The sequence below is a fragment of the Enterobacter cloacae complex sp. IR5412 genome, assembly GCF_049237385.1.
GTDB lineage: Bacteria > Pseudomonadota > Gammaproteobacteria > Enterobacterales > Enterobacteriaceae > Enterobacter > Enterobacter intestinihominis.
On the sequence record NZ_JBMKHQ010000010.1, the window covers coordinates 1 to 25,030 of the forward strand.

The 25,030-nt window shown below is 56.8% G+C and carries 24 protein-coding genes and 1 riboswitch; of the genes, 10 read left to right on the plus strand and 14 right to left on the minus strand.

Annotated features, from left to right (window positions below; translation table 11 throughout):
* Positions 1-139: 139 nt before the first annotated feature.
* Entirely contained in the window at positions 140-1,048 is a 909-nt protein-coding gene (gene yvcK, locus ACOTX2_RS17100; protein WP_023299636.1) for a uridine diphosphate-N-acetylglucosamine-binding protein YvcK, read from the minus strand.
* Between the two features lie 226 nt (positions 1,049-1,274).
* Positions 1,275-1,408: riboswitch (molybdenum cofactor riboswitch) on the plus strand.
* On the opposite strand from yvcK, the gene moaA reads away from it, so the two are divergent.
* The 6 genes from moaA to ACOTX2_RS17130 all read left to right on the plus strand — a co-directional run bounded on the left by moaA (position 1,396) and on the right by ACOTX2_RS17130 (position 4,869).
* Entirely contained in the window at positions 1,396-2,385 is a 990-nt protein-coding gene (moaA, locus tag ACOTX2_RS17105) for a GTP 3',8-cyclase MoaA (protein ID WP_017384935.1), read from the plus strand. Its footprint overlaps the riboswitch before it by 13 nt.
* A gap of 24 nt (positions 2,386-2,409) precedes the next feature.
* Positions 2,410-2,922, plus strand: coding sequence for a molybdenum cofactor biosynthesis protein B (gene moaB, locus ACOTX2_RS17110; RefSeq protein WP_100148858.1), 513 nt, complete (start codon positions 2,410-2,412; stop codon positions 2,920-2,922).
* Between the two features lie 3 nt (positions 2,923-2,925).
* Complete coding sequence (gene moaC / locus ACOTX2_RS17115; RefSeq protein ID WP_006809528.1) at positions 2,926-3,411, plus strand: cyclic pyranopterin monophosphate synthase MoaC; 486 nt, start codon at positions 2,926-2,928, stop codon at positions 3,409-3,411.
* On the plus strand, positions 3,404-3,649 hold the full coding sequence (moaD, locus tag ACOTX2_RS17120) for a molybdopterin synthase sulfur carrier subunit (protein WP_046618591.1): 246 nt from the start codon (positions 3,404-3,406) through the stop codon (positions 3,647-3,649). The genes moaC and moaD overlap by 8 nt, the downstream gene beginning before the upstream one ends.
* A gap of 1 nt (position 3,650) precedes the next feature.
* A complete protein-coding gene (gene moaE / locus ACOTX2_RS17125) occupies positions 3,651-4,103 on the plus strand; it encodes a molybdopterin synthase catalytic subunit MoaE (RefSeq protein ID WP_022647503.1) in 453 nt (150 codons plus the stop codon).
* Positions 4,104-4,161: 58 nt separating this feature from the next.
* Positions 4,162-4,869: a Bax inhibitor-1/YccA family protein gene (locus ACOTX2_RS17130; RefSeq protein WP_015571081.1), complete on the plus strand. Its 708-nt coding sequence runs from the start codon at positions 4,162-4,164 to the stop codon at positions 4,867-4,869.
* Between the two features lie 532 nt (positions 4,870-5,401).
* Here the strand turns inward: ACOTX2_RS17130 and ACOTX2_RS17135 are convergent.
* From ACOTX2_RS17135 to ACOTX2_RS17145, 3 genes are read right to left on the minus strand one after another with little or no spacing between them, the layout of a single operon-like run.
* The gene (locus ACOTX2_RS17135) at positions 5,402-6,364 is read right to left on the minus strand and encodes a lysylphosphatidylglycerol synthase domain-containing protein (protein WP_023299637.1); all 963 of its coding nucleotides are present in this window, start codon (positions 6,362-6,364) and stop codon (positions 5,402-5,404) included.
* A complete protein-coding gene (gene clsB / locus ACOTX2_RS17140; RefSeq protein WP_022647504.1) occupies positions 6,364-7,602 on the minus strand; it encodes a cardiolipin synthase ClsB in 1,239 nt (412 codons plus the stop codon). The genes ACOTX2_RS17135 and clsB overlap by 1 nt, the downstream gene beginning before the upstream one ends.
* Positions 7,599-8,360 (minus strand): endonuclease/exonuclease/phosphatase family protein, encoded by a 762-nt coding sequence (locus tag ACOTX2_RS17145; RefSeq protein ID WP_022647505.1) that lies wholly within the window; start codon positions 8,358-8,360, stop codon positions 7,599-7,601. Before ACOTX2_RS17145 ends, clsB begins: the two co-directional genes overlap by 4 nt.
* Positions 8,361-8,493: 133 nt before the next feature.
* Between ACOTX2_RS17145 and ACOTX2_RS17150 the strand changes: the two genes are divergently transcribed.
* Positions 8,494-8,904, plus strand: a complete 411-nt coding sequence (locus ACOTX2_RS17150) for a YbhQ family protein (protein WP_003858499.1) — start codon at positions 8,494-8,496, stop codon at positions 8,902-8,904.
* On the opposite strand, the gene ACOTX2_RS17155 is transcribed toward ACOTX2_RS17150, so the two are convergent.
* The 5 genes from ACOTX2_RS17155 to cecR are packed head-to-tail and all read right to left on the minus strand — an operon-like array spanning position 8,866 to position 14,554.
* Positions 8,866-9,972 carry an ABC transporter permease gene (locus tag ACOTX2_RS17155; RefSeq protein WP_038415714.1) on the minus strand — a complete coding sequence of 369 codons (1,107 nt, stop codon included), beginning with the start codon at positions 9,970-9,972 and terminating at the stop codon, positions 8,866-8,868. The two genes, ACOTX2_RS17150 and ACOTX2_RS17155, sit on opposite strands and share 39 nt — an antisense overlap.
* A 57-nt stretch (positions 9,973-10,029) precedes the next feature.
* Entirely contained in the window at positions 10,030-11,163 is a 1,134-nt protein-coding gene (locus ACOTX2_RS17160) for an ABC transporter permease (protein ID WP_022647507.1), read from the minus strand.
* Positions 11,153-12,892 (minus strand): ATP-binding cassette domain-containing protein, encoded by a 1,740-nt coding sequence (locus ACOTX2_RS17165; protein WP_063148399.1) that lies wholly within the window; start codon positions 12,890-12,892, stop codon positions 11,153-11,155. Before ACOTX2_RS17165 ends, ACOTX2_RS17160 begins: the two co-directional genes overlap by 11 nt.
* Complete coding sequence (hlyD, locus tag ACOTX2_RS17170; protein WP_063148400.1) at positions 12,885-13,880, minus strand: secretion protein HlyD; 996 nt, start codon at positions 13,878-13,880, stop codon at positions 12,885-12,887. The genes ACOTX2_RS17165 and hlyD overlap by 8 nt, the downstream gene beginning before the upstream one ends.
* Complete coding sequence (gene cecR / locus ACOTX2_RS17175; RefSeq protein WP_046618586.1) at positions 13,877-14,554, minus strand: transcriptional regulator CecR; 678 nt, start codon at positions 14,552-14,554, stop codon at positions 13,877-13,879. The genes hlyD and cecR overlap by 4 nt, the downstream gene beginning before the upstream one ends.
* Positions 14,555-14,758: 204 nt before the next feature.
* Between cecR and rhlE the strand changes: the two genes are divergently transcribed.
* On the plus strand, positions 14,759-16,141 hold the full coding sequence (gene rhlE / locus ACOTX2_RS17180; protein ID WP_017693771.1) for an ATP-dependent RNA helicase RhlE: 1,383 nt from the start codon (positions 14,759-14,761) through the stop codon (positions 16,139-16,141).
* A gap of 97 nt (positions 16,142-16,238) precedes the next feature.
* On the plus strand, positions 16,239-18,416 hold the full coding sequence (gene dinG / locus ACOTX2_RS17185; protein WP_038415719.1) for an ATP-dependent DNA helicase DinG: 2,178 nt from the start codon (positions 16,239-16,241) through the stop codon (positions 18,414-18,416).
* On the opposite strand, the gene ACOTX2_RS17190 is transcribed toward dinG, so the two are convergent.
* The 5 genes from ACOTX2_RS17190 to ACOTX2_RS17210 form a co-directional block, all read right to left on the minus strand.
* Positions 18,403-18,906, minus strand: coding sequence for a fimbrial protein (locus ACOTX2_RS17190; RefSeq protein WP_023299643.1), 504 nt, complete (start codon positions 18,904-18,906; stop codon positions 18,403-18,405). The genes dinG and ACOTX2_RS17190 overlap by 14 nt on opposite strands.
* Positions 18,907-18,911: 5 nt before the next feature.
* On the minus strand, positions 18,912-19,901 hold the full coding sequence (locus ACOTX2_RS17195; protein ID WP_022647513.1) for a fimbrial protein: 990 nt from the start codon (positions 19,899-19,901) through the stop codon (positions 18,912-18,914).
* A gap of 22 nt (positions 19,902-19,923) precedes the next feature.
* Entirely contained in the window at positions 19,924-22,467 is a 2,544-nt protein-coding gene (locus tag ACOTX2_RS17200) for a fimbria/pilus outer membrane usher protein (protein WP_139154661.1), read from the minus strand.
* A 22-nt stretch (positions 22,468-22,489) separates the two neighbouring features.
* Complete coding sequence (locus ACOTX2_RS17205; RefSeq protein ID WP_022647515.1) at positions 22,490-23,164, minus strand: fimbrial biogenesis chaperone; 675 nt, start codon at positions 23,162-23,164, stop codon at positions 22,490-22,492.
* A gap of 69 nt (positions 23,165-23,233) precedes the next feature.
* Positions 23,234-23,770, minus strand: a complete 537-nt coding sequence (locus ACOTX2_RS17210; protein WP_022647516.1) for a fimbrial protein — start codon at positions 23,768-23,770, stop codon at positions 23,234-23,236.
* A gap of 256 nt (positions 23,771-24,026) precedes the next feature.
* Here ACOTX2_RS17210 and ybiB point away from each other — a divergent pair, with 256 nt between their 5' ends.
* Positions 24,027-24,989, plus strand: a complete 963-nt coding sequence (gene ybiB, locus ACOTX2_RS17215; RefSeq protein WP_063148401.1) for a DNA-binding protein YbiB — start codon at positions 24,027-24,029, stop codon at positions 24,987-24,989.
* The last annotated feature ends 41 nt before the right edge of the window (positions 24,990-25,030 follow it).

The following is a 25,030-nucleotide window of genomic DNA, read 5'->3' on the forward strand; positions in this document are numbered from 1 at the left end:
CACCGCCGTATGTTCCCCTCACCCTAACCCTCTCCCCGGAGGGGCGAGGGGATTGCTCAGTGCTCGCATTAATTTGTGGGGAACCCTCAGCCCTGTGGGAGAGGGCCGGGGTGAGGGCATCAGGCCGCACAAAACGAACCTAACCTAATGCCTGAATCGCCTTCTCCAGCGCCTCGCGCAGCAGATGGCGGTCGTGGCGATATTTAATATCGCTGGCTTCCAGCGGCTCTTGCACCACCACGCGATCGCCAATCCCCGACACATCTACTTTTGGCCCGACCACGACACCATCGATAATTTTCTTACCAACATACTGTTCCATCAGGTCCAGCTTATCCGCCAGCGACAGGCTTGCCGCCGCCGGACTGAGTTCGCGGCCTAAATTACCGATATAGACCATGGGCGCAGGCGTTCTGCGCAGCGCCTGCGCCAGCTCTTTCACCAGCAGGATCGGCATCAGGCTGGTATAAAAACTCCCCGGCCCAATCAGGATCAGATCGGCCTCGCCAATCGCTTCAACCGCTTCACGCGTTGCGGGTACGCTGGGGTAGGTCATCAGCTCTTTTGGCGGAAGGAGAAGCTGGTCGATATTCACTTCACCATACACTTCGTGATCGTCAGCATCGATCGCCATCAAATCTACCGGCTGTTCGGACATCGGGATCAGGAACGCATCCACTTTTAGCAGGTTACGAATTAAATTGATCGCTTCCAGAGGGCGCACGCTCAGGTGATCCAGCGCCTTTAACATCAGATTTCCAAGGTTATGGCCTGAAAGTTCGCCATTTCCCCCAAAACGGTACTCAAACATCGCCGAGGCCACGCTTGGCTCAGTGATGAGCTGGTTGAGGCAGTTGCGCATATCACCCCAGGCTATCCCGCCTTCAGCACGTCGGATCCGCCCGGTTGAGCCGCCGTTGTCCGTTGTTGTCACGATGCCCGTCAGGCGTGAGCCCAGTGACGATAACGACGACATAACCCGTCCCAGACCGTGACCTCCTCCAAGAGCGACCACGCGGTCCAGATCCGCAAAAGTGCGATTGCGCATACCTATTCCTTATCCTGTTAAGCTTGCGTCACAGTAACGCAACTACTCCTAAAAGACGATGCCTCTCACAAACCATAATGACGTATATCAATGCGAAAGCGCTGTTTTTGCGTATTCTGTAGTGAAAATGCACGATAACATCGTTATGTATAAACTTATATAGCGAAAAGCGACAATGGCGAAGTGGCGATTTCCACGCTACTATCGCCATAACCACGTTTTCAAAACTGAAAACATACACTCTAGCCCTGGCGCCTGTGTCGAGAGATATGGCGCCCTGGCCGTGGCGGATTTGCCACCAGGGTACAGAAAGAAATGACTGTGCCTCCCGATCTGGAAAGGTGTACATGGCTTCACAACTTACTGATGCTTTCGCGCGTAAGTTTTTCTACTTACGTTTGTCGATTACCGACGTGTGTAACTTCCGTTGCACCTACTGCCTGCCCGATGGCTACAAGCCGGGCAGCGTCACCAACAACGGCTTTCTCTCCGTGGATGAAGTACGCCGCGTCACGCGCGCGTTCTCTGAACTCGGTACGGAAAAAGTGCGTCTTACCGGGGGAGAGCCCTCCCTGCGCCGTGATTTCCCTGACATCATTGCCGCCGTGCGTGAAAACGAACGTATCCGCCAGATAGCGGTGACCACCAACGGTTACCGCATGGCGCGTGACGTGGCGAACTGGCGCGATGCGGGGCTGACGGCGATCAACGTCAGCGTCGATAGCCTGGACGCCCGTCAGTTCCACGCCATTACCGGCCAGGATAAGTTCCAGCAGGTAATGGACGGCATCGATGCCGCGTTCACCGCCGGTTTCGACAAGGTCAAAGTCAATACCGTGTTGATGCGTGATGTGAACCACCATCAGCTGGACACCTTTCTGGCGTGGATCAAACCGCGCCGCATTCAACTGCGTTTTATTGAGCTGATGGAGACCGGGGAGGGCAGCGAGCTGTTCCGTCGCCATCACATCTCCGGCATGGTCCTGCGTGACGAACTGCTGAAACGCGGCTGGATCCACCAGATCCGCCAGCGCAGCGATGGCCCGGCGCAGGTCTTTTGTCATCCGGATTATGAAGGCGAAATCGGCCTGATCATGCCCTATGAAAAAGACTTCTGTGCCAGCTGCAACCGCCTGCGCGTCTCCTCTGTTGGCAAGCTGCACCTCTGCCTGTTCGGGGATGGCGGCGTCGATCTGCGCGATTTGCTGGAAGACGACGCCCAACAGGACGCGCTTGAAGCACGCATTTCCGAGGCGCTGACGCACAAAAAGCAGACCCATTTCCTGCATCAGGGCAACACCGGCATTACTCAGAACCTGTCCTATATCGGCGGGTAATCAGGCTTTAGAAGGAACCAGAAGATGAGTCAGGTAAGCGCGGAATTTATCCCGACACGCATTGCAATTCTTACCGTTTCCGAACGTCGTGGTGAAGAGGATGATACCTCCGGCCACTGGCTGCGCGAGGCGGCACACGAAGCCGGGCACCAGATTGTTGATAAAGCGATCGTCAAAGAGAACCGTTACGCCATTCGCGCTCAGGTTTCACAGTGGATTGCGAGTGATGACGTCCAGGTTGTACTGATCACTGGCGGCACCGGCTTTACCGCAGGCGACCAGGCGCCGGAAGCGCAGCTTCCGCTGTTCGATCGCGAAGTAGAAGGCTTCGGCGAAGTGTTCCGCATGCTCTCATTTGAAGAGATTGGCACCTCTACGCTCCAGTCCCGTGCCGTCGCGGGGGTAGCGAACAAGACGCTGATCTTCGCCATGCCGGGCTCGACCAAAGCCTGCCGCACCGCGTGGGAAAACATTATTGCCCCGCAGCTGGATGCCCGTACCCGTCCGTGTAATTTCCATCCCCATTTAAAGAAATAAGCTATGTCACAACTGACCCACATAAACGCCGCTGGCGAAGCGCATATGGTGGATGTCTCCGCCAAAGCCGAAACGGTGCGCGAGGCGCGTGCTGAAGCGTTCGTCACCATGCTGCCGGAGACGCTGGCGATGATTATCGACGGTAGCCATCACAAGGGTGATGTGTTTGCCACCGCCCGCATCGCCGGTATTCAGGCCGCTAAACGCACCTGGGACCTCATCCCGCTCTGCCATCCGCTGATGCTTAGCAAAGTGGAGGTAAATTTGCAGGCGCAGCCGGAGCATAACCGCGTGCGTATCGAGTCCCTGTGCCGCTTAACCGGGAAAACCGGTGTGGAGATGGAGGCGTTAACGGCAGCCTCCGTGGCGGCGCTGACCATCTACGACATGTGTAAAGCGGTGCAGAAAGATATGGTGATTGGCCCGGTGCGTCTGCTGGCAAAAAGCGGCGGCAAATCCGGTGATTTTAAGGTGGAAAGCCATGATTAAGGTGCTCTTTTTTGCCCAGGTCCGTGAGCTGATCAATACCGACAGCCTGACGCTGGACGGCTCTTTCGAAAACGTCGCCGCCCTGCGTGCGCATCTGGCGGCGCAAAGCGACCGCTGGGCGCTGGCGCTGGATGAAGGCAAAGTGCTGGCCGCCGTGAATCAGACGCTGGTGGAGTTGACCCACCCGCTGGCTGATGGGGATGAAGTGGCCTTCTTCCCGCCGGTCACAGGGGGTTGAGATGACGGAAACCCGAATTCTGGTTGGCCATGAGCGTTTTAACGTGGGCACGGAATATGACTGGCTGGCCGGGCGCGACGAAGACGGCGCGGTCGTGACCTTTACCGGGAAAGTGCGCAATCATAATCTCGGTGACAGCGTAAAAGCGCTGACGCTGGAGCACTATCCGGGAATGACCGAAAAATCGCTGGCGGCCATTGTCGAAGAGGCGCGAGGCCGCTGGCCGCTGGGGCGCGTTACGGTTATCCATCGCATCGGCGAAATGTGGCCCGGCGAAGAAATTGTGTTTGTCGGCGTCACCAGCGCCCATCGCGGGAGTGCTTTTGCGGCGGGGGAGTTCATCATGGATTACCTCAAAACTAAAGCGCCGTTCTGGAAGCGTGAAGCGACGCCGGAAGGTGAGCGCTGGGTGGAATCGCGGGACAGCGACAAACAGGCTGCCAGCCGCTGGTAACAGGTTTACGTGGATGTGTTAGTCTTAACGTGTGTGTTTACTTAATCAGGAGTGAATCATGGACCGATTTCCGCGTTCCGATTCGATAGTTCAGCAGACCCGTAGCGGGCTGCAAACCTACATGGCTCAGGTATATGGCTGGATGACGGTTGGCCTGCTGCTTACCGCGTTTATCGCGTGGTATGCGGCAAACACGCCTGAACTGATGATGTTTATCTTCTCCAGCAAAATCACCTTCTTTGGGCTGATTATTGCGCAACTGGCGCTGGTATTCGTGCTCTCCGGGCTGGTGCACAAGCTCAGCGCGGGCATGGCGACCACGCTGTTTATGCTCTATTCGGCGCTGACCGGGCTGACGCTCTCCAGTATTTTCATCGTTTACACCTACTCCTCCATCGCCAGCACCTTTGTGGTGACCGGCGGGATGTTCGGTGTGATGAGCCTGTACGGTTACACCACCAAACGTGACCTGAGCGGCTTCGGCAACATGCTGTTTATGGGGCTGATAGGGATTGTGCTGGCGTCGCTGGTGAACCTGTGGTTGAAGAGTGACGCGCTGATGTGGGCGGTGACCTATATCGGGGTGGTGATCTTCGTGGGCTTAACCGCCTACGACACCCAGAAGCTGAAAAACATCGGTGAACAAATTGATGTTCGCGACAGTTCAAACCTGCGCAAATACTCGATTCTGGGCGCGCTGACGCTGTATCTGGACTTCATCAACCTGTTCCTGATGCTTCTGCGTATTTTTGGCAACCGGCGTTAGTGAGGGTGGCGCTGTCTGATGCCCTCACCCTGACCCTCTCCCACAGGGCTGAGGGTTCCCCACAAATTAATGCGAGCACTGAGCAATCCCCTCGCCCCTCCGGGGAGAGGGTCAGGGTGAGGGGAACATACGGCGGTGGTGGTCATTCCGTTCACTTTATGTTCCTTGCTACTCTGTAAGGACATGACCGGTGAACGTGCCAGGGTGGCTCAGTCGCCACCACCCTGGCGACCCGGGCTCCCGGCGGTAAATCGCCGCTTCGCGGTGCCCTCGGCTTATTCCTTCCGGCTTATCGGGTACGGGCGGAGGCAACGTCCCTGTAAAGCCGCCCTCTCGGCGCATCCCTGCGCCTCGCCCCGGCCGGAAGGCAAACGCCTCAGCGATTTACAGCCGGACCAGGGCATCGCTGACAGCCCTCAGTCATTTAGAAAGCAACTTTATTGCTTCTGCATAAAAAAATTACTGGGGATCCCTCAGCCCACAGGGAGAGGGAACAAACCCTAAAAATGGCAACGAAGTTGCCGTTTTGCTTTTATTTTGCCATCGCCTTCTCGTTTTTGGCGCGCAGCTTCTTCGCCCGACTCTCCAGCACCAGATAACAGATCGTTGCCAGCGCCAGCGGCAGGAAGTAGTAGATCATGCGGTACGCGAGCAGGGCAGCGATAATCGTCCCGTGAGACACATGCTCCCCTGCAAGCAGCGCGATAAACACCGCTTCCAGTACGCCGATCCCCGCCGGAATATGCACAATTACCCCGGCAATACTGCTTACCAGCAGCACGCCCAGCACGAAGAAGTAGTTCACATCTTCGCCAATCAACAGCCAGATAATGGCCCCCATCGCCATCCAGTTGGCGCTGGAAACCACCATTTGCAGGACGGCAAACTTCCATGACGGCAGCACCAGCTTCTGCCCTTTAATGGTCATATGACGACGTTTGGCAAAGGCGCAGGCCCAAAGGTAGGCGGCGATGATGAGCAGCAGTACGATGCCCAGAATGCGCAGGGTGGCCTCATCGATGTACCAGTGCGCAGGCAGCTGCACCACGCCAATGGTGAAGATCACCCCGCCGAGCAGGATATACCCCAGCCAGTTGGTGGTGATACTCAGCGAGAAAATACGCGTGATGGTGCCGCCCGGTAAGCCAAGGCGGGAGTACAGGCGATAGCGCATACCAATCCCGCCCACCCAGGTGCTCAGCGTCAGGTTAAAGGCGTAGCAGATGAATGACACCAGCATAACCTGCCGTTTGGCAAGCTTATGCCCGCAGTAGGCGCGTCCCAACAGGTCATAGCAGCCGTACATCAGGTAGCTCACAATCACCAGGCCAACCGCCCCCAGCAGGACTGTCCGGTTGTAGTTGCGAATAACCTTCCACACCTCTTCCCAGTCCACCTTTTGGGCATACACCACCAGCAGGACCGCGACGGCAATGAAGAACAGCCAGGTCAGGATTTTTTTCGCCAGCCGCCAGCGAGGATGAGATTTCGACATCAGGTTTTCCCTCCATCTTCCGCCTCTACGCGGTCCTGGGTTTCCATTTCGGGTTGCACTGGCGGATCCACCAGCGCCAGTTTCGGCGTATGCGCGGGCAGCCAGCCCACCATGGCCGGGAAGTGGCGCAGGAAGTGAAACACCACCACACCGATGCCAACGTTCCACCAGCTGCGTTTCGGCACCATGGACTCATCCACACGCACGCAGTCTTTATTGATCAGACCCTGAAGGTTATCGCGCAGGGTCTGATTAAACTGGCGATCGTGGATGATCAGGTTCGCTTCCAGATTGAGCGATAAGCTCAGCGGATCGAGGTTGCTTGAGCCAACGGTCGCCCAGTGGTCATCCATCACGGCCACTTTGCCATGCAGCGGGCGGCGGCGATATTCATAGATTTGCACGCCGCTTTTGACCAGATAGCGATAGAGCAGACGCGCGCCCACCTTCACAATCGGCATATCGGGCTCACCCTGGACGATGAGCTTCACGCTCACGCCGCGTCGGGCCGCGTTGCGCATGGCGTGCAAAATCCGGTAACCGGGGAAGAAATAGGCGTTGGCGATAATCACCTCGCGCTTCGCGTTCGCCAGCATCTTCAGGTAGTGACGTTCGATATCGTCCCGGTGCTCCTCGTTATCCCGCCAGACGAACAGCGCCTGCGCCTCGCCGGGCTTGCGGTTCTCTTCCGGGCGATGGCGGCGTCGCCACCAGCGGCGTGCGGCCTCTTTGCCGGGTAAGTTTTCCAGCACGAACAGCTGGATGTCCTGAACCACCGGCCCTTCGATACGGATCGCGTAGTCCTGTTTCGCTTCGGGACCATAATCCGACATATGCTCGGCGGAGTAGTTAATGCCGCCAACGAAGGCCACCGTTTCGTCCACCACCACAATTTTGCGGTGCATTCGGCGGAACAGGTTGGTGCGCATCCCGAACAGACGCGGGCCGGGATCGTAATAGCGGAATACCACCCCTGCGGCGGTGAGCTCGTTAACAAATTCGTCGCTGAGATCCGGCGAACCATATCCGTCGAGCAGGACCTCGATTTTTATACCGCGACGAGCGGCTTGCAGCAGCGCGCTGTGCAACTGCCTGCCCACGTCGTCTTCAAACCAGATAAACGTTTCCAGAAAGACTTTCTGCTGTGCGTGGCTAATCGCCTCAAAGACAGCCGGATAAAAGTTATCGCCATTTTCCAGCAGCGTAATACGGTTACCTTCCTGCCATGTGCATTTCATAAGTGGATCTCCGCGCTGAGTGGGGCATGGTCGGAGAGATGTCGCCAGTTGAGTAAAGCCAGCGCCGTCGGGCTGCTGGCGTGGGCATTTTTTACGTAGATGCGGTCAAGGCGCAGCAGGGGGAAGCGCACCGGAAACGTCCGCGCGGGACGACCGCGTGAGCGGGTAAAAATCTCCTCCAGCCCCGCATTCACCTTCAGAGGATGGTTGGCCCGCTGTCGCCAGTCGTTAAAATCACCGGCCACCACCACGGGCTCGCCCTCCGGCAGCGCATTGGTCCAGTCTGCCAGCATCTGTAGCTGAGCCTGACGGTGGGCCTCACGCAGGCCAAGATGAACGCAGCCCACATGAATGGGAAAATCGAGCGCCGGTGGCGTGATGCGGCAGTATAACAACCCGCGTTTTTCGCTCTCGCCAACGGAGACGTCCCGGTTCTCATAATGCTCGATAGGAAAACGCGACAGCACTGCGTTACCGTGATGCCCCTCCGGGTAGACCGCATTGCGCCCGTAGGCGTAATCGCTCCACATGGTATCCGCCAGAAACTCGTAATGGGGCGTGTCGGGCCAGTTTTCGAAATGCATCGGGTGCACTTCGTGCGCGCCCATGACCTCCTGGAGGCAGACAATATCGGCGCTGACGGTGCGTACCGCGTCGCGCAGCTCCGGTAAAATGAAGCGGCGGTTAAATGCTGTGAAGCCCTTATGAATATTTATCGTCAGCACCTTAAGCGAGAAATGCTGCGTTCTTTTGCTCATAAACACCTTCCTGGGTGACTATCCCGATGAAAATAAAGTGTAGTAGGCGTCACAAAAAGATGCGGCGTTACGGAATTTTCCGTAAAGTGCGGTAGTCTGAATTAGCAGAGAAAAATCCTTCAGGAGAGAAGCCATGAAGTGGCAACAACGCGTTCGTGTCGCAACCGGTTTGAGTTGCTGGCAGATAATGTTGCATTTACTGGTCGTGGCCGTACTGGTGATGGGCTGGATGAGCGGCACGCTGGTGCGTGTCGGCTTAGGGTTATGTGTGGTTTACGGCGTGACCGTGCTGTCGATGCTGTTTTTACAGCGTCACCACGACGCGCGCTGGCGTGAAGTGGGTGATGTGCTCGAAGAGCTTACCACCACCTGGTATTTTGGTGCGGCAATGATCGTCCTGTGGCTGTTGTCACGCGTGCTGCAAAACAACCTGCTGCTGGCCCTGGCGGGTCTGGCTATCCTCGCAGGGCCTGCGGTGGTGTCGTTGCTCACCAAAGAGAAAAAGCTACGCGATGTTTCGTCTAAACATCGCATAGGCCACTGAGCCCGTTGTGGCCGCGATGACCAGTAGCGGCCACAAACTTCCCCACACAATATCCAGACTCGCATCCTTCAGATAGATTTGCTTGGTGATATCCGTGAAGTGACGAATCGGGTTTATCCATGTCAGATCTTGTAACCACACCGGCATGTTCTCCACTGGCGACACGTACCCTGAAAGCAAAATCGCCGGCATCATAAAGACAAACACCCCGATAAACGCCTGCTGCTGCGTTGAGCAGAGCGCGGAAATCAGCAGCCCAAACCCCACCAGCGACAGGCCGTAAATCACCATCGTGAAGTAAAACAGCGCCAGCGATCCGGCAAACGGGATCTGGTACGCCCATATTCCCACCCCCAGCACGATGGTGGCCTGGAACGTCGCGACAATCAGTGCCGGCACCGCCTTGCCGACAAATATCTGCCAGGTAGCGAGCGGCGAGACCAGCAGCTGATCCAGCGTACCTTGCTCACGTTCGCGTGCCACGGACAGCGAGGTGACAATCATCACGCCAATAGTGGTGATCATGGCGATTAACGACGGCACCACAAACCACTTGTAGTCCAGATTCGGGTTGTACCAGTTGCGCACCACCAGCTCGCTGTTGTTGGGTTTGGGTTTGTCCGCCATCAGCTCCTGCTGGTAGTCCTTCACTACCTGCTGCAAATAGTTCGCCGCTATCTGGGCGCTGTTGGAGTTACGCCCGTCGAGGATCAGCTGCATCGGCGCGGTCTGGAAGGTGTCCAGATTGCGGGAGAAATCCGCCGGGAAGCGCACCAGCAATAATGCTTTCTGCGTGTCGATGGTGGGCTGGATCGCCTGCGGGCTTTGCAGCAGCAGGACATGGGTAAAGGCTTTGGCGCGGGCGAAACGCTGCGTCAGCTCGACGGAATGCTTGCCATTGTCTTCGTTGTAAATGGCGATGGTAGCGTTGGTGACCTCCAGCGTGGCGGCAAACGGAAACAGTACAACCTGAAGCAGCACCGGCAGCACCAGAATGGCGCGGGTCTGCGGCTCGCGCAGCAAGGATTGCAGCTCTTTGCGGATCAATGTCCATAAACGGTGAAACATCGCGTCGTCCTCCTGTCGGGTGGCGCTTGCGCTTACCCGACCTACAAAATCCGATGGCTAATCTAATCTTCTTTTCGTTTTCATCCACGTCAGCCCGATAAACATCACCGCCGACGCCAGCAAAAACAGGGTGTTGATAATCAGCACTACCGGGATGTTCCCCGCCAGAAACAGGCTTTGCAGGGTGCTCACAAAGTAGCGTGCCGGAATGATGTAGGTCACGGCACGGATCACCGCTGGCATACTGTCAATCTGGAAGATAAAGCCGGAGAGCATGATCGACGGCAGGAAGGCGGCATTAAGCGCCACCTGCGCGGCGTTAAACTGGTTGCGGGTGATGGTGGAGATCAGCAGCCCCATTCCCAGCGTGCTGAGTAAAAACAGGCTGGTAATAAAGAACAGCACCACCAGCGAACCGCGGTACGGCACGCCAAGAATAAATACCGAGACCAGCATACAGAGCAGCATCGCCAGCATGCCGAGGAAGTAGTAGGGGATCAGCTTGCAGAGCAAAAGCTCGACGCGCGTCACTTCGGTGGAGAGCAGCGCCTCCATGGTGCCGCGCTCCCATTCGCGGGCGATCACCAGCGAGGTGAGGATCGCGCCAATCACCGTCATGATGATAGTGACTGCACCCGGGATAATAAAATGCTGGCTGATGGCGGCGGGGTTAAACCAGTAGCGCGTCTGCACGTCAATCAGCGGTTCAAACTTCTCCCCCCGGTCTTCGGCGCGCTGCATCTGCCAGAGCTGCCAGATCCCCTCCGCATAGCCCTGCACGAAATTGGCGGTGTTCGGTTCGCTGCCGTCGGTGATCACCTGAATTGGCGCATCGGCGCCCGGGCGTGCCATGTTGGCGGCGAAATCGACCGGGATGACGATCAGACCGCGAATTTTACCGGCCTGCATTTTCTGGATCAGTTCCTGCCGGTTGTCGCTGATGGTGGCATCGATGTAGGGCGAGCCGGTCATGGCGTGGGTGAAGTCCAGCGCCTCTTCGCTCTGCTGCTCCAGCAGGATACCGACCCGCAGCTTGCTGGAATCGAGGTTAATCCCGTAGCCAAAAATAAACAGCAGCAGCAGGGGGATCACCACCGCAATCAGCCAGCTGCTGGGGTCACGCACAATCTGCCGCGTCTCTTTGACGCACAGGGCGCGCACCCGGCGCCAGGAGAGGGCGTTACTGCGCATGAGGATTCTCCTTATCCCAGTCGTGGATGAGGATGATAAACGCCTGCTCCATGGTTGGGTCCGGCTGTGCGTCGTCGGCGGCCTGCGCTTTCAGGTCGTCCGGCGTGCCGTGGGCAATCAGCTTGCCGCGATAGACCAGCCCGATGCGGTCACAATACTCTGCCTCGTCCATAAAGTGGGTGGTGACCATCACGGTCACGCCTTTTTCCACCATGCTATTGATATGCAACCAGAATTCACGGCGGGTGAGGGGGTCCACGCCTGACGTAGGTTCATCAAGAAAGAGGATATCGGGCTCGTGCATCAACGAACAGGCCAGCGCCAGCCGCTGTTTGAAGCCAAGCGGCAGCGCGTCGGTAGCGTGTGAGGCGATATCGGTCAGGCCAAAGGCGTCGCACATGCGGCCGATTTTCTCGTTCTGCGCCCGTCCCCGCAGGCCGTAGACGCCGGAGAAAAATCGCAGATTTTGCTCCACCGTCAGGTTGCCGTAGAGCGAAAACTTCTGCGCCATATAGCCCAGATGCTGGCGCGCCTTGCCGGAGCTGACTTTGAGATCCATGTTCAGCACCAGCGCTTTGCCGGAGGTCGGTACCAGCAGGCCGCACATCATTTTAAAGGTGGTGGATTTCCCTGCACCGTTCGGCCCGAGCAGGCCAAATATCTCGCCGCGCTTCACGGCAAAATTGACGTTATCGGTGGCGGCGAAATCGCCAAATTTTTTGGTGAGCGATTTCGCTTCAATGACCGTTTCGCCCGGCGTGCCTTCCACCGTGTGCAGAATGGCGCCAAGCGGTGATTCTGAGGTTCCCGCCCCGCCCAGCAGATCGATAAACGCATCTTCAAAGCGCGGCGCGGTCTCTGTCATGTCGATTTCAGGCATCCCCTGCGCACGCCGGATATCGTCGGCGGTGGCCTCTTTTTTGAGGATCACGCGCACCGAACGGCCCTGAATCATCCCGTCGCTCACCTGGGGCAGCTTCAGCACCCGTTGCAGCAGCTTGCGGTTGGATTCCTGCGCGCTGTGTAGCAGAAAACTGCGCCCGGCCATGGTTTGCGTCAGCTCGGTGGGCTCGCCCTGATAGAGCAGTTCGCCTTCGTTCATCAGCAGCACGTCACGGCACTGCTCTGCTTCATCAAGGTAAGAGGTACTCCAGAGGATCAGCATGCCGTCACCCGCCAGCTCGTGCACCATCTGCCACAGCTCACGGCGGGAAATCGGGTCCACGCCGACGCCGGGTTCATCCAGCAACAGCACCTTCGGTTCGCCCACCAGCGTGCAGGCCAGCCCCAGCTTCTGCTTCATCCCGCCGGAAAGTTTGCCCGCCAGCCGATCGGTGAACGGGCCGAGGGAGGTAAACGCCAGCAGACGCTCGAAGGTTTTCTGCCGGGTTTCGCCGGTAACGCTGCGCAGATCGGCATACAGGTTGAGGTTTTCCATTACCGTCAGATCTTCATACAGACCAAACTTCTGCGGCATATAGCCGAGTATGCCGTGGAGCGCCGCGTCGTCTTTGATGGGATCAAGGCCAAGCACGCTGGCGCTGCCTTCATCCGGCTTCAGCAATCCCGCCAGCATCCGCATCAGCGTGGTTTTACCCGCGCCGTCCGGCCCCACCAGCCCGGTCACATAGCCTTTCTGAATCGTACAGTTCAGCGGCGCGACCGCCGGTTTAGCCATTCCCGGGAAGCGTTTGACCAGATTATTGAGCTGGATAACCGCATCATTCATGTTGTTCCCCGTCGTTTAAGGTCACGGTAACAGGCATGCCCTGACGCAGCGCGTCGTCCGCATCGGTGACGATGATGCGCAGGCGATACACCAGGTCGGTACGCAGATCCGGGGTTTCAACGGTTTTTGGCGTGAACTCGGCCGTTGGGGAGACGAAGCCCACTTTGCCGTGATACGGCTTGTCCGGGCGACCATCGGTGTAGAGCAGCAGTTCGCGGCCCGGCTGCATCTGGCCAAGATTCGGCTCATCAATGTAAGCGCGCACCCACACCGGACGGGTTAAGGAGAGCGTTAACACGGTGCTGCCCGCGCTGAGCATGCTGCCCGGCTCCACGGCGCGGGTCATCAGCGTACCGTCAGACGGGGCGATTAACGTGGTATCGTGCAGATCCAGCTCCGCCTGGGCTAACTGCGCCTGCGCCTGCTCAAGGCTGGCCTTCGCCTGGGCAATGTCCTGCGCGCGGTTACCGGTGCGGTACTGGCTTAACTTATCCTGGGCAGATTTCAGCGTCGCCTGCGCCTGGTCACGGGATGAGCGCGCATTTTCCAGGTCGTTGGCGGAAATGGTGCGGCTTTTCCATAAGCCTTGCTGACGGTTATAGAAATTCTGCGCATAGTCATAGGCGGCTTTTGCCTGCTTAACGGCAGCGGCCGCCTGGGCGATCTCTTCATCACGATAGCCCGCCAGCATCAGGTCGTACTGCGCCTGTGCGACGGCGACGCCCGCTTTTGCCTGCATCAACGCGTTTTCAAACGGGGCTTTGTCCAGCATCCCCAGCGTCTGCCCGGTTTTGATGGCATCGCCTTCGTCAACGCTCAGCGAGGCCAGTCGTCCGCCGACGCGGAAGCTCATGTTCACGGTGCGGATATCCACGTTGCCGTACAGCGTCAGGCCACGAGCCTGCTGGCTCTGATACCACAGCCAGCCGCCTGTTCCCGCAGCAAGCAAGACAACAACCATAAGAATGATGGCGACAGGTTTTTTCATGACTTCTGGCTCCTTTGCGTTAAGCCTTGCAGGATCAGATCAACGTGACAGGTAATGACCTGGCTAATTTGCGCGGCTTTATCCTCATCGAATTGTGTCCAGCCCGTACGTAACAGGATGGTCTCACGCCCCAGACGGAAGGCGAGCACTTCGCCCAGCAGGGCGTGGGTATGCAAAATGGTGTCCGTATCGCTGGCGTTCCGTCCGGTATAGGCGGCAATCAGCCGGGTCAGATGGCTGTGCATCGGGGCGATCACCTGATCGTGCACCAGCTGGTACGCGGCAGTGGGGGAGAGCTGCTCGCGGGAGATAAATTTGCTCAGGTTCAGCGTATCGTCGTGCGTCAGCAGGCGGATCATGTTGTGACAGGCGTTAAGGATCAGCTGGCGGATGGCAACCCGGTCCGGCTCTGGCTGGCTGAACAGCGCGGTCGCTTCTTCCACGTGTGGGCGAAAGCTGGTGCCGATAAAATCCGCGATCCACTGGGCGCAGGCGAGGTATAAATCCTCTTTTGAGCCAAAATAGTAGGTAATGGCCGCAATATTCTGCCCGGCCTGCGCGGCGATATCCCGCGTGGTGGCATGCAGACCATACTCGCCAAACTGCGCCAGCGCGGCGGCGATAAGCTGACTTTTCGCCTGTTCGCCTTTGGTTGTCGTTGGGGTTGTATTCATAGCAGCATTAAAAATTAATCAATCGATTGATTAAGATTATGCCTGATTTGCGCAAACGTCGAGTCATCGCCGGGGATATTTTATGCGCCACGTCACAAAAGCTGCTACACTCCGCTCCTTCGCGACATTGTGGTTTTTGTCCTTCTATTCGTTATATCTCCCTGAAAACTACACCTGTGATGGTCGGGGCGGTTCGGAGTTTTTATGTCTTTTGATTCCCTTGGTCTGAACCCGGAAATTCTGCGCGCCATCGCAGAGCAGGGCTACGTTGAGCCAACCCCTATTCAGCAGCAGGCTATCCCGGCCGTTTTGCAGGGCCGTGACCTGATGGCAAGCGCGCAGACCGGTACTGGTAAGACCGCGGGCTTTACCCTGCCGCTGCTGGAGCTGCTGGTAAAAAACCAGCCACACGCCAAAGGCCGTCGTCCGGTGCGTGCGCTGATCCTCACCCCAACCCGCGAGCTGGCGGCCCAGATTGGTGAGAACGTGCGTGAATACAGCCGCTATCTCAACATTCGTTCGCTGGTAGTTTTCGGCGGGGTAAGCATTAACCCGCAGATGATGAAGCTGCGCGGCGGCGTGGACGTGCTGGTGGCAACCCCGGGGCGTCTGCTGGATCTCGAACACCAGAACGCGGTGAAGCTCGATAACATCGAAATTCTGGTGCTGGACGAAGCCGACCGTATGCTGGACATGGGCTTCATCCACGACATTCGCCGCGTGCTGGCGAAGCTGCCGACGCGTCGTCAGAACCTGCTCTTCTCCGCGACCTTCTCCGACGAGATCAAGGCGCTGGCGGAAAAGCTGCTGCATAACCCGCTGGAAGTGGAAGTCGCGCGCCGCAACACCGCCTCCGAGCAGGTGACGCAGCACGTGCACTTTGTAGATAAGAAGCGTAAGCGGGAACTGCTCTCCCAGATGATCGGCCAGGGCAACTGGCAGCAGGTGCTGGTCTTTACCCGCACCAAGCACGGCGCCAATCACCTGGCGGAACAGCTGAATAAAGATGGCATCCGCAGCGCGGCCATTCACGGCAACAAGAGCCAGGGCGCGCGTACCCGCGCGCTGGCAGACTTCAAGTCCGGCGACATACGCGTGCTGGTGGCAACCGACATCGCCGCACGCGGTCTGGATATCGAAGAGCTGCCGCACGTGGTGAACTACGAGTTGCCAAACGTGCCGGAAGATTACGTTCACCGTATCGGCCGTACCGGACGCGCGGCGGCAACCGGGGAAGCGCTCTCTCTGGTTTGCGTGGATGAGCACAAGCTGCTGCGCGACATCGAACGCCTGCTGAAGAAAGAGATCCCGCGCATTGAAACCCCGGGCTATGAAGTTGACCCGTCAATCAAAGCCGAGCCAATTCAGAACGGTCGTCAGGGTGGCGGGCGCGGTCAGGGCGGCGGTGGTCGCGGTCAGCAGCCGCGTCGTGCCGAAGGCGGCGCGCCGAAATCTTCGGGCAAACCGCCGCGTCGTAATAACGACAGCAAACCGGCCGGTGAAAACCCATGGCGTAGCGGCGAAGGGAAACCGGCAGGCGAGGGACAGCGCCGACGCCGCCCGCGTAAGCCTGCTAACCCGCAGTAATCTGGAAGCCCGGTCGTAAAGCCGGGCTTTTCTTTTTGCGGCAGCGGAGAGAAAGTGCCACAATAGTGGCTGTTTATACAGTATTTCAGGTTTTCCGATGGCTTTAACCGCTGCGCTCAAGGCGCAAATTGGCGCATGGTATAAGGCGCTACAACAGCAGATCCCCGATTTTATCCCCCGAGCCCCGCAGCGGCAGATGATTGCCGACGTGGCAAAAACGCTCGCCGGGGACGACGGGCGACATCTGGCGATTGAAGCCCCGACCGGCGTCGGGAAAACCCTGTCGTATCTTATTCCCGGCATTGCCATCGCGCGGGAAGAAGATAAAACGCTGGTGGTCAGTACCGCTAACGTGGCCTTGCAGGATCAGATCTTCAGCAAAGATTTGCCGCTGCTGCGCAAAATTATCCCCGATTTACGGTTTACCGCCGCCTTTGGTCGCGGGCGCTACGTCTGTCCGCGCAATCTGGCGGCTCTGGCCAGCAGTGAACCCTCCCAACAGGATCTGCTCGCGTTTCTTGATGACGAGCTGACGCCAAACAACAAGGCGGAGCAGGAGCAGTGCGCAAAGCTGAAGGCCGATCTCGACGGCTACAAGTGGGACGGCCTGCGGGATCACACCAACCAGGCGATCGGCGACGACCTGTGGCGCAGGCTCAGCACCGATAAAGCAAGCTGCCTGAACCGTAACTGTCACTACTATCGCGAGTGCCCGTTCTTTGTCGCCCGGCGTGAGATTCAGGAAGCGGAGGTGGTTGTCGCCAACCACGCGCTGGTCATGGCTGCACTGGAGAGTGAAGCGGTCCTGCCGGAGCCCAAAAACCTGCTGCTGGTGCTCGATGAAGGTCATCATCTGCCCGACGTGGCGCGAGATGCGCTGGAGATGAGCGCGGAAATTACCGCCCCGTGGTTTCGCCTGCAACTGGATCTGTTCTGCAAACTGGTGGCAACCTGCATGGAGCAGTTCCGTCCGAAAACCACGCCGCCGCTGGCGGTTCCGGAGCGGTTGAGCGAGCACTGTGAAGAGGTGTACAGCCTCATCGCCTCGCTGAATAATATTCTTAACCTGTATCTCCCCGCCACCCAGGAGGCGGAACACCGCTTTGCGATGGGTGAGTTGCCGCAGGAAGTGATGGAGATTTGCCAGCAGCTGGCGAAGCACCTGGAAAAGCTGCGCGGGCTGGCGGAGATGTTCTTAAACGATCTCAGCGAGAAAACCGGTACTCACGACGTGGTGCGTTTGCACCGCATTCTGCTGCAAATGAATCGTGCGCTGGGGATGTTTGAAGCGCAGAGCAAACTCTGGCGGCTGGCTTCGATGGCGCAGGCGTCCGGCGCGCCGGTGACTAAGTGGGCCACCCGCGAAGTACGAGACGGGCAGGGACATCTCTTCTTCCACTGCGTGGGCATCCGCGTGGCCGATCAGCTGGAAAAGCTGATCTGGCGCAGCGTTCCGCACGTGGTAGTGACGTCAGCGACTCTGCGTTCCCTGAACAGCTTCTCAAGGTTGCAGGAGATGAGCGGCCTGAAAGAGAAAGCCGGCGACCGCTTTGTGGCCCTGGACTCGCCGTTCAACCACTGTGAGCAGGGAAAGCTGGTCATTCCGCGCATGAATTATGAGCCGCTTATCGATAACGAAGAGCAGCATATTGCGGAAATGGCGGCCTACTTCCGCGAGCAGGTTGAGAGTAAAAAATACCCCGGTATGCTGGTGCTGTTTGCCAGCGGTCGGGCGATGCAACGCTTCCTGGAGCACGTCACCGATCTGCGCTTACTCCTGCTGGTGCAGGGCGATCAGCCGCGCTATCGGCTGGTGGAAACCCACCGTAAACGCATTGATAACGGCGAGCGCAGCGTGCTGGTGGGGTTACAGTCCTTTGCGGAAGGGCTTGATTTGAAAGGCGACTACCTGACGCAGGTGCATATCCATAAAATCGCCTTCCCGCCCATCGACAGCCCGGTGGTGATCACCGAAGGCGAATGGCTGAAAAGCCTTAACCGTTATCCGTTTGAAGTGCAAAGCCTGCCTGCAGCGTCGTTTAACCTGATTCAGCAGGTCGGGCGCTTGATCCGTAGCCACGGCTGCTGGGGCGAGGTGGTGATTTATGACAAACGACTGCTCACCAAAAACTACGGCCAGCGGCTGCTGAATGCGCTGCCGATCTTCCCGATTGAGCAGCCGGACGTGCCGGAAGTAAAAAAACGCCCGACAAAACTGGCTGCCGGGCGTCGAAAAAGCTTCCGTGCTAAGGGGCGCGGTCCTACTGGTAAGTGAAGGTCACCTGGATCACGCTGCTGAACGTGCCGGCAGAGATGGGCATCGAGGTGGCGTAATAGCGTGCGGCCAGCGGGAACGTGGCCGTGTGGTCTGACGGGTTTATGGCAGCGTTAAAGGCGGCCTGCGGGGCAATCAGTATCTTGTCCTGACGATCTGCCAGCTCCAGTGCCAGCCCCTTTGCGCTACCGAGATTGGCAAATTTGGTGGGATGGGTGCTGTCGGCCTGACCGTAGAAAAAGGCGGTGGCAAGCGCCAGCGTGGCCGGGCAGTGCGACACCGAAAGGGAAAAGTCCTTCCACTCGCCGGTATCGCCCACGTCTTTAAAACTACCCGATGCCGCCTGGCCTAAGTCCACCGTCAGGTTGCGGCTGGCACTGTCAATGACGCACGTGTTGGCGTAAATGTTACCCGTCATCTGGATCTGTATATCATCGGCGTGGGCCTGGGCGATCAGCCCCAGCGCGAGAATCAATGCGGTTTTTTTCATGACGTTCACTTATAAGCGAGGGTGATGGTTGCCACAGTATTGGCTGGCCCGGGGGTGACTACATTGCTGACCTGCTCGTAGCGAACCTCAAACGGGATCACCAGCGTTTCGTTGGCTACGGCCTGATTTTGGGTACTTACATAGGTACCGAAGGTGGCGAGATGGTCATCAAATAGCATTCTTACTCCGACGCCTGTAGCCATGCCGGTCTGCTGCGTGAGTTTGATCACCCCCTCAAATGCTGTGTCATATCCATTCGCGCTGGTGATTTTTAGCTCAGGCTGTACGGTTGTGTCACAGTTGACGGTGATATTAAATTTTTGAGCAGGACTGGATAAAAAACCTACGCTGATGAAATCACTGACGGGAAAATCGCCCAAATTAACGGTGAGATTTTTCGGTAAAACGGAGCAGGTGACCTGATGAAGAATAACATTACCTGCATAGGCGATGTGGTTAGGGTTGCCGATCCCTTCATGGCCGAAAACGCCAATGCCAAATTCGGTTTGAGACTGCACCAGCGTACCGGATGTCACGGTGTCACTCGTTTTAACCAGCTCAAGCGTTATTTCAAAGCTAAAAGTCTGTGTTCCATCGGTAGAGACGTAGCCAACAGGCGTTCCACGTGAATCGCACTGCACGCCGCCAGCGCCGCTAATTCGCTGCCCGTGATCATTCATCAATGCTACGCCAATCCCCGGCACGCCGGATTCGTATACCCCCCTGAGCCCTGGCATTTCCGCTCCGGTGCCGTAGTAGCAGGAGACAATCTCCAGGCCGCTGTCGGTACTCTGATCGCAATGCCCGGCAACATGAACGCTCTGCTCTGTACCCGGGATAGTTGCGCCAACTGCCAGCGTCGTCGGGACAGAAATGGATGCCACGTTGATCATTTTGGGGAGATCCGGCGTGGTGCAGGTCGCCTTCGCATGCGGCATGAATAACGCAGCGGTTCCCAGAATCAGTAAGAAAAAGCACTGTTTAATCATTTGCATAATGTTTTGCCTTTAGGGGAGATCAGTGACACTGCGCGGCAGCGTTAATGATGCTGGTTTTCGCTTTCTCATCCGTGAGCACATAGTCAGCGACGCAATGCTCGTTTGCCTCCTGTCCCCAGGAAACGCGGAGATGCCCTTGCTGTGGCAGACCGGAGAGATAGGTCTGGCCATCATTCCCGACGATAAATTCGCTGTCCTTGTCCTCGGTGGTAACCGTTGCGCCGAACGGCAGCGGTTTACCGTTTTGCGTGAGCGTCATCAGGACGCGATTGCCCACGCGCGTCGTGAAGCTGGCGCGCACAATGGCTCCGCGGGTTGGCGTCACAATTTGTGCCGCATGGGTGACGTCGGCGTCCTCCGGCAGCGTTTCCGTATCCAGCGCAATAGTGTTGTGGCGATACGCGGTGACGAACGGTACGACGGTGTAGCCGCGGAAGTCGGTTTCAACGCCGGTCTGGTTAGTGATATGCGTGCCGTGCGTACCCGGGGCTTTCACGAGCGCAATGGTCTCACCGAGCGGCTGGCTTAGCGTGATGCCGTTTGCATGGGCAATCACGCCTCCCTGCAAGCCGACGTTCAGTGTTTGCTGATATTTATCCTGACTGACGCCACCGCTCACTTCACCGTATGTCGCTTTGTAGTCGGCGTTAACGCTGGTGGAGTTACCGCTGCCGGTGCTGCTCAGCCCCTCCTGGAGATTCCAGTTCAGGTTGTCTTCTTTCAGGGCCGTACCGTTCAGGCCGATGTTCTGCGTGGTGCCATCTTTCGTGTTGTTCAGGTTGTACGTGGCCCAGGTGTTATGCATCCAGCGATCCAGCGGAACCGAAACGCTCAGCGAGAACTGGTTGTCGTTCGTCACCGCATTACCGTCCAGATCGCTGTCGTGAGTGTTTTTATTCATGCTGTAGCTAAGGCTGTAGCTAACGCCGTGCCAGCTGTTGTTGTAGCTGACGCTCATGGAGGTCATGTCCTGGTTCTGGCTCCAGTAGGTTTCCTTCACCATGCTCAGCGTGACCGATCCCCAGCCTTCTGGTAGCGTCTGGTCGATGGTGGCTTCGGTACGGGCGCGGCGCTGCTGTGGCGCAGACCAGTTGTCGGCGCGGGTATACGACTCCATGGTGTCGTCCAGGGTGTAAAACCCCTTGCTGTTGTAGCGATAGCCCGCAAGCGAAAAGTTGGTGCCTGAACCGGCGAAATCTTTGCTGTAGCGTACGCGCCACGATTTGCCTGTGCTGGACTGCTGTTTTTTCAGCAGGGCTCTGGCGCGAGTCACGTCAATGGAGAACGCCCCTAAATCGCCCATGTTTTTCCCGGCGCCTATCGCCTGCGACTGATAATGTCTGCTCTGCTGCACGCCGCCGTAGGCCGTGAAGCCGTGGGGTAAACCATAGATGGCGCTCCCCTGAGCAAACGGGGTCTTTTCAACATCTTTGTCATAAGAACGATAACGCCCGGCAGTTACGCTGTAGCGCAGGTTTTTTTCACGCTGCAATACCGGAACGGAGGCAAACGGCACCACGAAATGGCTTTCGCTGCCGTCAGTTTCTTTCACCGTGACCTGGAGGTCGCCGCTGCTGCCGGTGGGGTAGAGATCGTTAATTTCGAAGGCCCCCGGCGCGACCGTGTTCTGATAAATCACGTACCCGTTCTGGCGCACCATCACCAGCGCGTTGCTGTGGGCGGTGCCACGAATAATAGGTGCATAGCCTTTTTCGCTGTCGGGAAGCATGTCGTTATCGGATTTCAGCTCCACGCCGGTGTAAGGGACACTGTCAAAAACATCAGCAGGTGATGAGCTCTGGCCAACGGTGATATCGCTTTTCATCGCCACAATATCGCGTTGCGCATAGGTATAAACGGAGGTGAATTTCTGTTCCTCCTCATTGCCTGTGGTGCTGCGATTCCAGGTGGAATAGTTGCGAAGGCGCCATGCGCCAACGTTTAAACCCGGACGCAGGTTCACGTACTGGCTACTGCTATCCTCTTCACCCTGCTGGCGCGTATGGCTCTGGCTGGCGTTGACGCTGTAATTAAGCAAGCCCGCGTTGATCCCTTCGTCAAACTCTTTCGGGTCGATGTAACCGCGTGGCACCTGTCCGAGCGCCTTTTGCGGAATGCTCAGCAGCAGCTGCTGGTTGCGAACGTGAAAGATTGCAGATGAAGCAGGGATGACACCTAGATCGGCACACTGGCCTTTGGCCATTAGCTGAGGAAACTTTTGGGTCCTGATACCGAGGCTTTTTAACTCACCCATGCTAAAGCAAGGTTGTAACGTGTCGTTGCCCTGCGAATCTTTCTCAAGCGTAAAGGTCACGTTGCGGGTATCAATTTTATTATTATTGATAAACACCGCGACCTCATATTTCCCCGGTGCCTGGCCGGGACCTTTTTCATAGACGGACAGATCGGTTTTACCCTGCTGGGGATTATCAATATCCAGCAGGGCGGGGTTAAAATAATCATCAGCCATAACCTGCTGCGCAAAGATGGCTATTGCCAGGCCACAGAGAATGACCAGCAATGAAGACATTCGGCAGGTGAACGGCTTTTTGTGGCTGTACATGATTATTTTATTACCGGAACAATTAATGAACGGATTTCGACCAGGAATGGCTGATGCTGCCGTAATCATTAATAATGGAATACGTCACGTTTGAGCCCCCGACATTACCCGGTATGGCAAAATGTGTTTCTGATTTCGGAACAGCCCAGGTCGCTTTTGTGACTTTCTGACCGTTAAGCGTGACGGTCTGGAAATTCATATAGAAAGGCGTAGGGTTATTCACCACCAGGTCGTTACCTTCGCGATGCCATTCAAGCTTATCCGCCACATCTTCTGGTCGGCCTTTTACCGCGGACGGGCGATACAGCAATTTAATGCGGGTATTAATGGCAATTTGCAGCGTATTTACTCCCTCAACGTGTTTTGAGGAAGGGATCGCTTTGATATTCAACCAGTACAGAGATTCCCTGTCTTCCGGTAAATTTCCGCCCGTGCGTACCACGCGCAGAACGTTATCTTCTTTTGCATCCAGACGGAAAAGCGGCGGGGTGATCAGGAATGGGGCTTTGGCCGGGTTTTTACCGCCAGAATCGACCCAGGACTGTACCAGATAATCCGTCGTATCTGGGTTTGACAGGCCAAGAGATGATTCCTTTTTATCTCCCTGATAGACCAGCCGGGTACCATTAATCACGACACCCGCATGTGCAGAGGCTGCTATCAGTAAAAGAGTGCTCAGTAAATAACCGTGGCGCATAAAGATTTCTCAATAAATAGAAGAGATATTAATGCCCGCAAAAGCATTAATATCTCAGGATTGATAAGATCAGTTATAAATAACGGTGAAAGTCGATACAGAGTTGGCAGGGCCTGCGGTAATGGCGGCCTGAGTTTGAATATAACGCGCACCGAATTCCAGGTCGTTAACTGCCGTGCCGGAGGCTAAAGGATATTGCTGCGAAGGCGTATACAGAGTGACAGGCTGCCCGGAAGCATCCATCAACTGAATGGCTACACCGGTTGCCGCATCGGTATCTGGCGTTAATGCCAGCGCGGCATTATTATCCGCATCCGGCGTACCGCCGAAGTTAATCGCAGCCGAGGTCACTGTTTCCGGACAATTGGTTAACTTAATATCAAACTTCGTTGATGTGCTGGTAGAGCCTGCGCCGGTAAATACCGTTTTAGACACCTTACCCAACTGAACGTTTAATGGATTACTTAATCCATTCACGACCTGGCAAGCAGAATCGATAATTTCACCGGTGAAATTAATCTGGCCTTCACCGTTAGTTGCCGCAAATGCGGATGCAGAACATCCCACCGTTGCGGCGATAAAAAAACCTAATGCAACCTTGTTCATAGTTAATCCTGATGTGATTCTGGTAAAAGCGTTGCCTGGACGTTTTTACCGTTGACCCTTAATGATTTTTCGATGTTTATTTAATCAAAAAAAGGGTCGCTGCGGATCTTTTGTCCCAATCACAAATAATGTAAATAGTACTTGAGTTTAATTTTTTTATATGAAAACAGCAGGTTGATAATGATCACAAAACACTATCGGGTATGTGTTCATCGGGCTATATTGTTAACAAGATAATGCAGTCAGGAGAAATGTCGTGGATTACCGCAAAATTATCAAAGAGGTAGGGCGTGGGAAAAACCACGCTCGCGATCTGGACCAGGAAACAGCCCGCGCGTTGTACACGCATATGCTGAATGGCGACGTGCCGGAACTGGAAATGGGCGGCATTTTGATTGCGCTGCGTATTAAAGGGGAAGGTGAGGCGGAGATGCGCGGCTTTTATGAGGCCATGCAGTCGCAGACCATGCGCTTAACCCCGCCCGTCACGAAGCCGATGCCAATTGTGATCCCGACCTACAACGGCGCGCGTAAGCAGGCAAACCTCACGCCGCTGCTGGCTATTCTGTTGCAGAAACTCGGTTTCCCGGTAGTAGTGCATGGCGTGAGCGAAGATCCGACGCGCGTGCTGACAGAAACCATCCTGGCGTTGTTAGGTATTGAACCGACCCTCCATGCCGGTCAGGCACAGGCAAAGCTGGAGGGGAATCAGCCGGTCTATATCCCCGTTAGCGCGCTCTGCCCACCGCTGGAAAAGCAGCTGGACATGCGCTGGCGCATGGGCGTACGTAACAGCGCTCACACCCTGGCGAAGCTGGCGACGCCGTTTGCCGAAGACGCCGCGCTGCGTCTTTCCAGCGTCTCCCATCCGGAATACGTGACGCGAGTCGGGCAATTCTTTGCCGAAATCGGTGGACGCGCGCTGCTGATGCACGGGACAGAAGGCGAGGTTTACGCCAACCCGCAGCGTTGTCCACAGCTGATGCTGATTGAGCCCGCCGGGACGCGGGCCGTTGTTGAACGTGGGGAAGAGAACAGAGATGCGATCCTGCCTGAGTCGAAAGATCCGCAGGTCACCGCGCGCTGGATTGTGCAGTGTCTGGCCGGGAAGGTGCCGGTTCCGCAGTCAATCAAGCTGCAAATGGCCTGCTGCCTGCTGGCTGCAGGGGAAGTCGAGTCCGTGGAAGCCGGGTTGCAGCGCGTGGCGCAGTCATTTTAAGCAAAAAAAAGCCCGTCCAGTGGCGGACGGGCAAACAAGGG

Bases quoted from the DNA above. Each gene is read 5' to 3' on its own strand.
- yvcK (WP_023299636.1), bottom strand. From the start codon at position 1,048: ATGCGCAATCGCACTTTTGCGGATCTGGACCGCGTGGTCGCTCTTGGA.
- moaA (WP_017384935.1), top strand. From the start codon at position 1,396: ATGGCTTCACAACTTACTGATGCTTTCGCGCGTAAGTTTTTCTACTTA.
- moaB (WP_100148858.1), top strand. From the start codon at position 2,410: ATGAGTCAGGTAAGCGCGGAATTTATCCCGACACGCATTGCAATTCTT.
- moaC (WP_006809528.1), top strand. From the start codon at position 2,926: ATGTCACAACTGACCCACATAAACGCCGCTGGCGAAGCGCATATGGTG.
- moaD (WP_046618591.1), top strand. From the start codon at position 3,404: ATGATTAAGGTGCTCTTTTTTGCCCAGGTCCGTGAGCTGATCAATACC.
- moaE (WP_022647503.1), top strand. From the start codon at position 3,651: ATGACGGAAACCCGAATTCTGGTTGGCCATGAGCGTTTTAACGTGGGC.
- ACOTX2_RS17130 (WP_015571081.1), top strand. From the start codon at position 4,162: ATGGACCGATTTCCGCGTTCCGATTCGATAGTTCAGCAGACCCGTAGC.
- ACOTX2_RS17135 (WP_023299637.1), bottom strand. From the start codon at position 6,364: ATGTCGAAATCTCATCCTCGCTGGCGGCTGGCGAAAAAAATCCTGACC.
- clsB (WP_022647504.1), bottom strand. From the start codon at position 7,602: ATGAAATGCACATGGCAGGAAGGTAACCGTATTACGCTGCTGGAAAAT.
- ACOTX2_RS17145 (WP_022647505.1), bottom strand. From the start codon at position 8,360: ATGAGCAAAAGAACGCAGCATTTCTCGCTTAAGGTGCTGACGATAAAT.
- ACOTX2_RS17150 (WP_003858499.1), top strand. From the start codon at position 8,494: ATGAAGTGGCAACAACGCGTTCGTGTCGCAACCGGTTTGAGTTGCTGG.
- ACOTX2_RS17155 (WP_038415714.1), bottom strand. From the start codon at position 9,972: ATGTTTCACCGTTTATGGACATTGATCCGCAAAGAGCTGCAATCCTTG.
- ACOTX2_RS17160 (WP_022647507.1), bottom strand. From the start codon at position 11,163: ATGCGCAGTAACGCCCTCTCCTGGCGCCGGGTGCGCGCCCTGTGCGTC.
- ACOTX2_RS17165 (WP_063148399.1), bottom strand. From the start codon at position 12,892: ATGAATGATGCGGTTATCCAGCTCAATAATCTGGTCAAACGCTTCCCG.
- hlyD (WP_063148400.1), bottom strand. From the start codon at position 13,880: ATGAAAAAACCTGTCGCCATCATTCTTATGGTTGTTGTCTTGCTTGCT.
- cecR (WP_046618586.1), bottom strand. From the start codon at position 14,554: ATGAATACAACCCCAACGACAACCAAAGGCGAACAGGCGAAAAGTCAG.
- rhlE (WP_017693771.1), top strand. From the start codon at position 14,759: ATGTCTTTTGATTCCCTTGGTCTGAACCCGGAAATTCTGCGCGCCATC.
- dinG (WP_038415719.1), top strand. From the start codon at position 16,239: ATGGCTTTAACCGCTGCGCTCAAGGCGCAAATTGGCGCATGGTATAAG.
- ACOTX2_RS17190 (WP_023299643.1), bottom strand. From the start codon at position 18,906: ATGAAAAAAACCGCATTGATTCTCGCGCTGGGGCTGATCGCCCAGGCC.
- ACOTX2_RS17195 (WP_022647513.1), bottom strand. From the start codon at position 19,901: ATGCAAATGATTAAACAGTGCTTTTTCTTACTGATTCTGGGAACCGCT.
- ACOTX2_RS17200 (WP_139154661.1), bottom strand. From the start codon at position 22,467: ATGTACAGCCACAAAAAGCCGTTCACCTGCCGAATGTCTTCATTGCTG.
- ACOTX2_RS17205 (WP_022647515.1), bottom strand. From the start codon at position 23,164: ATGCGCCACGGTTATTTACTGAGCACTCTTTTACTGATAGCAGCCTCT.
- ACOTX2_RS17210 (WP_022647516.1), bottom strand. From the start codon at position 23,770: ATGAACAAGGTTGCATTAGGTTTTTTTATCGCCGCAACGGTGGGATGT.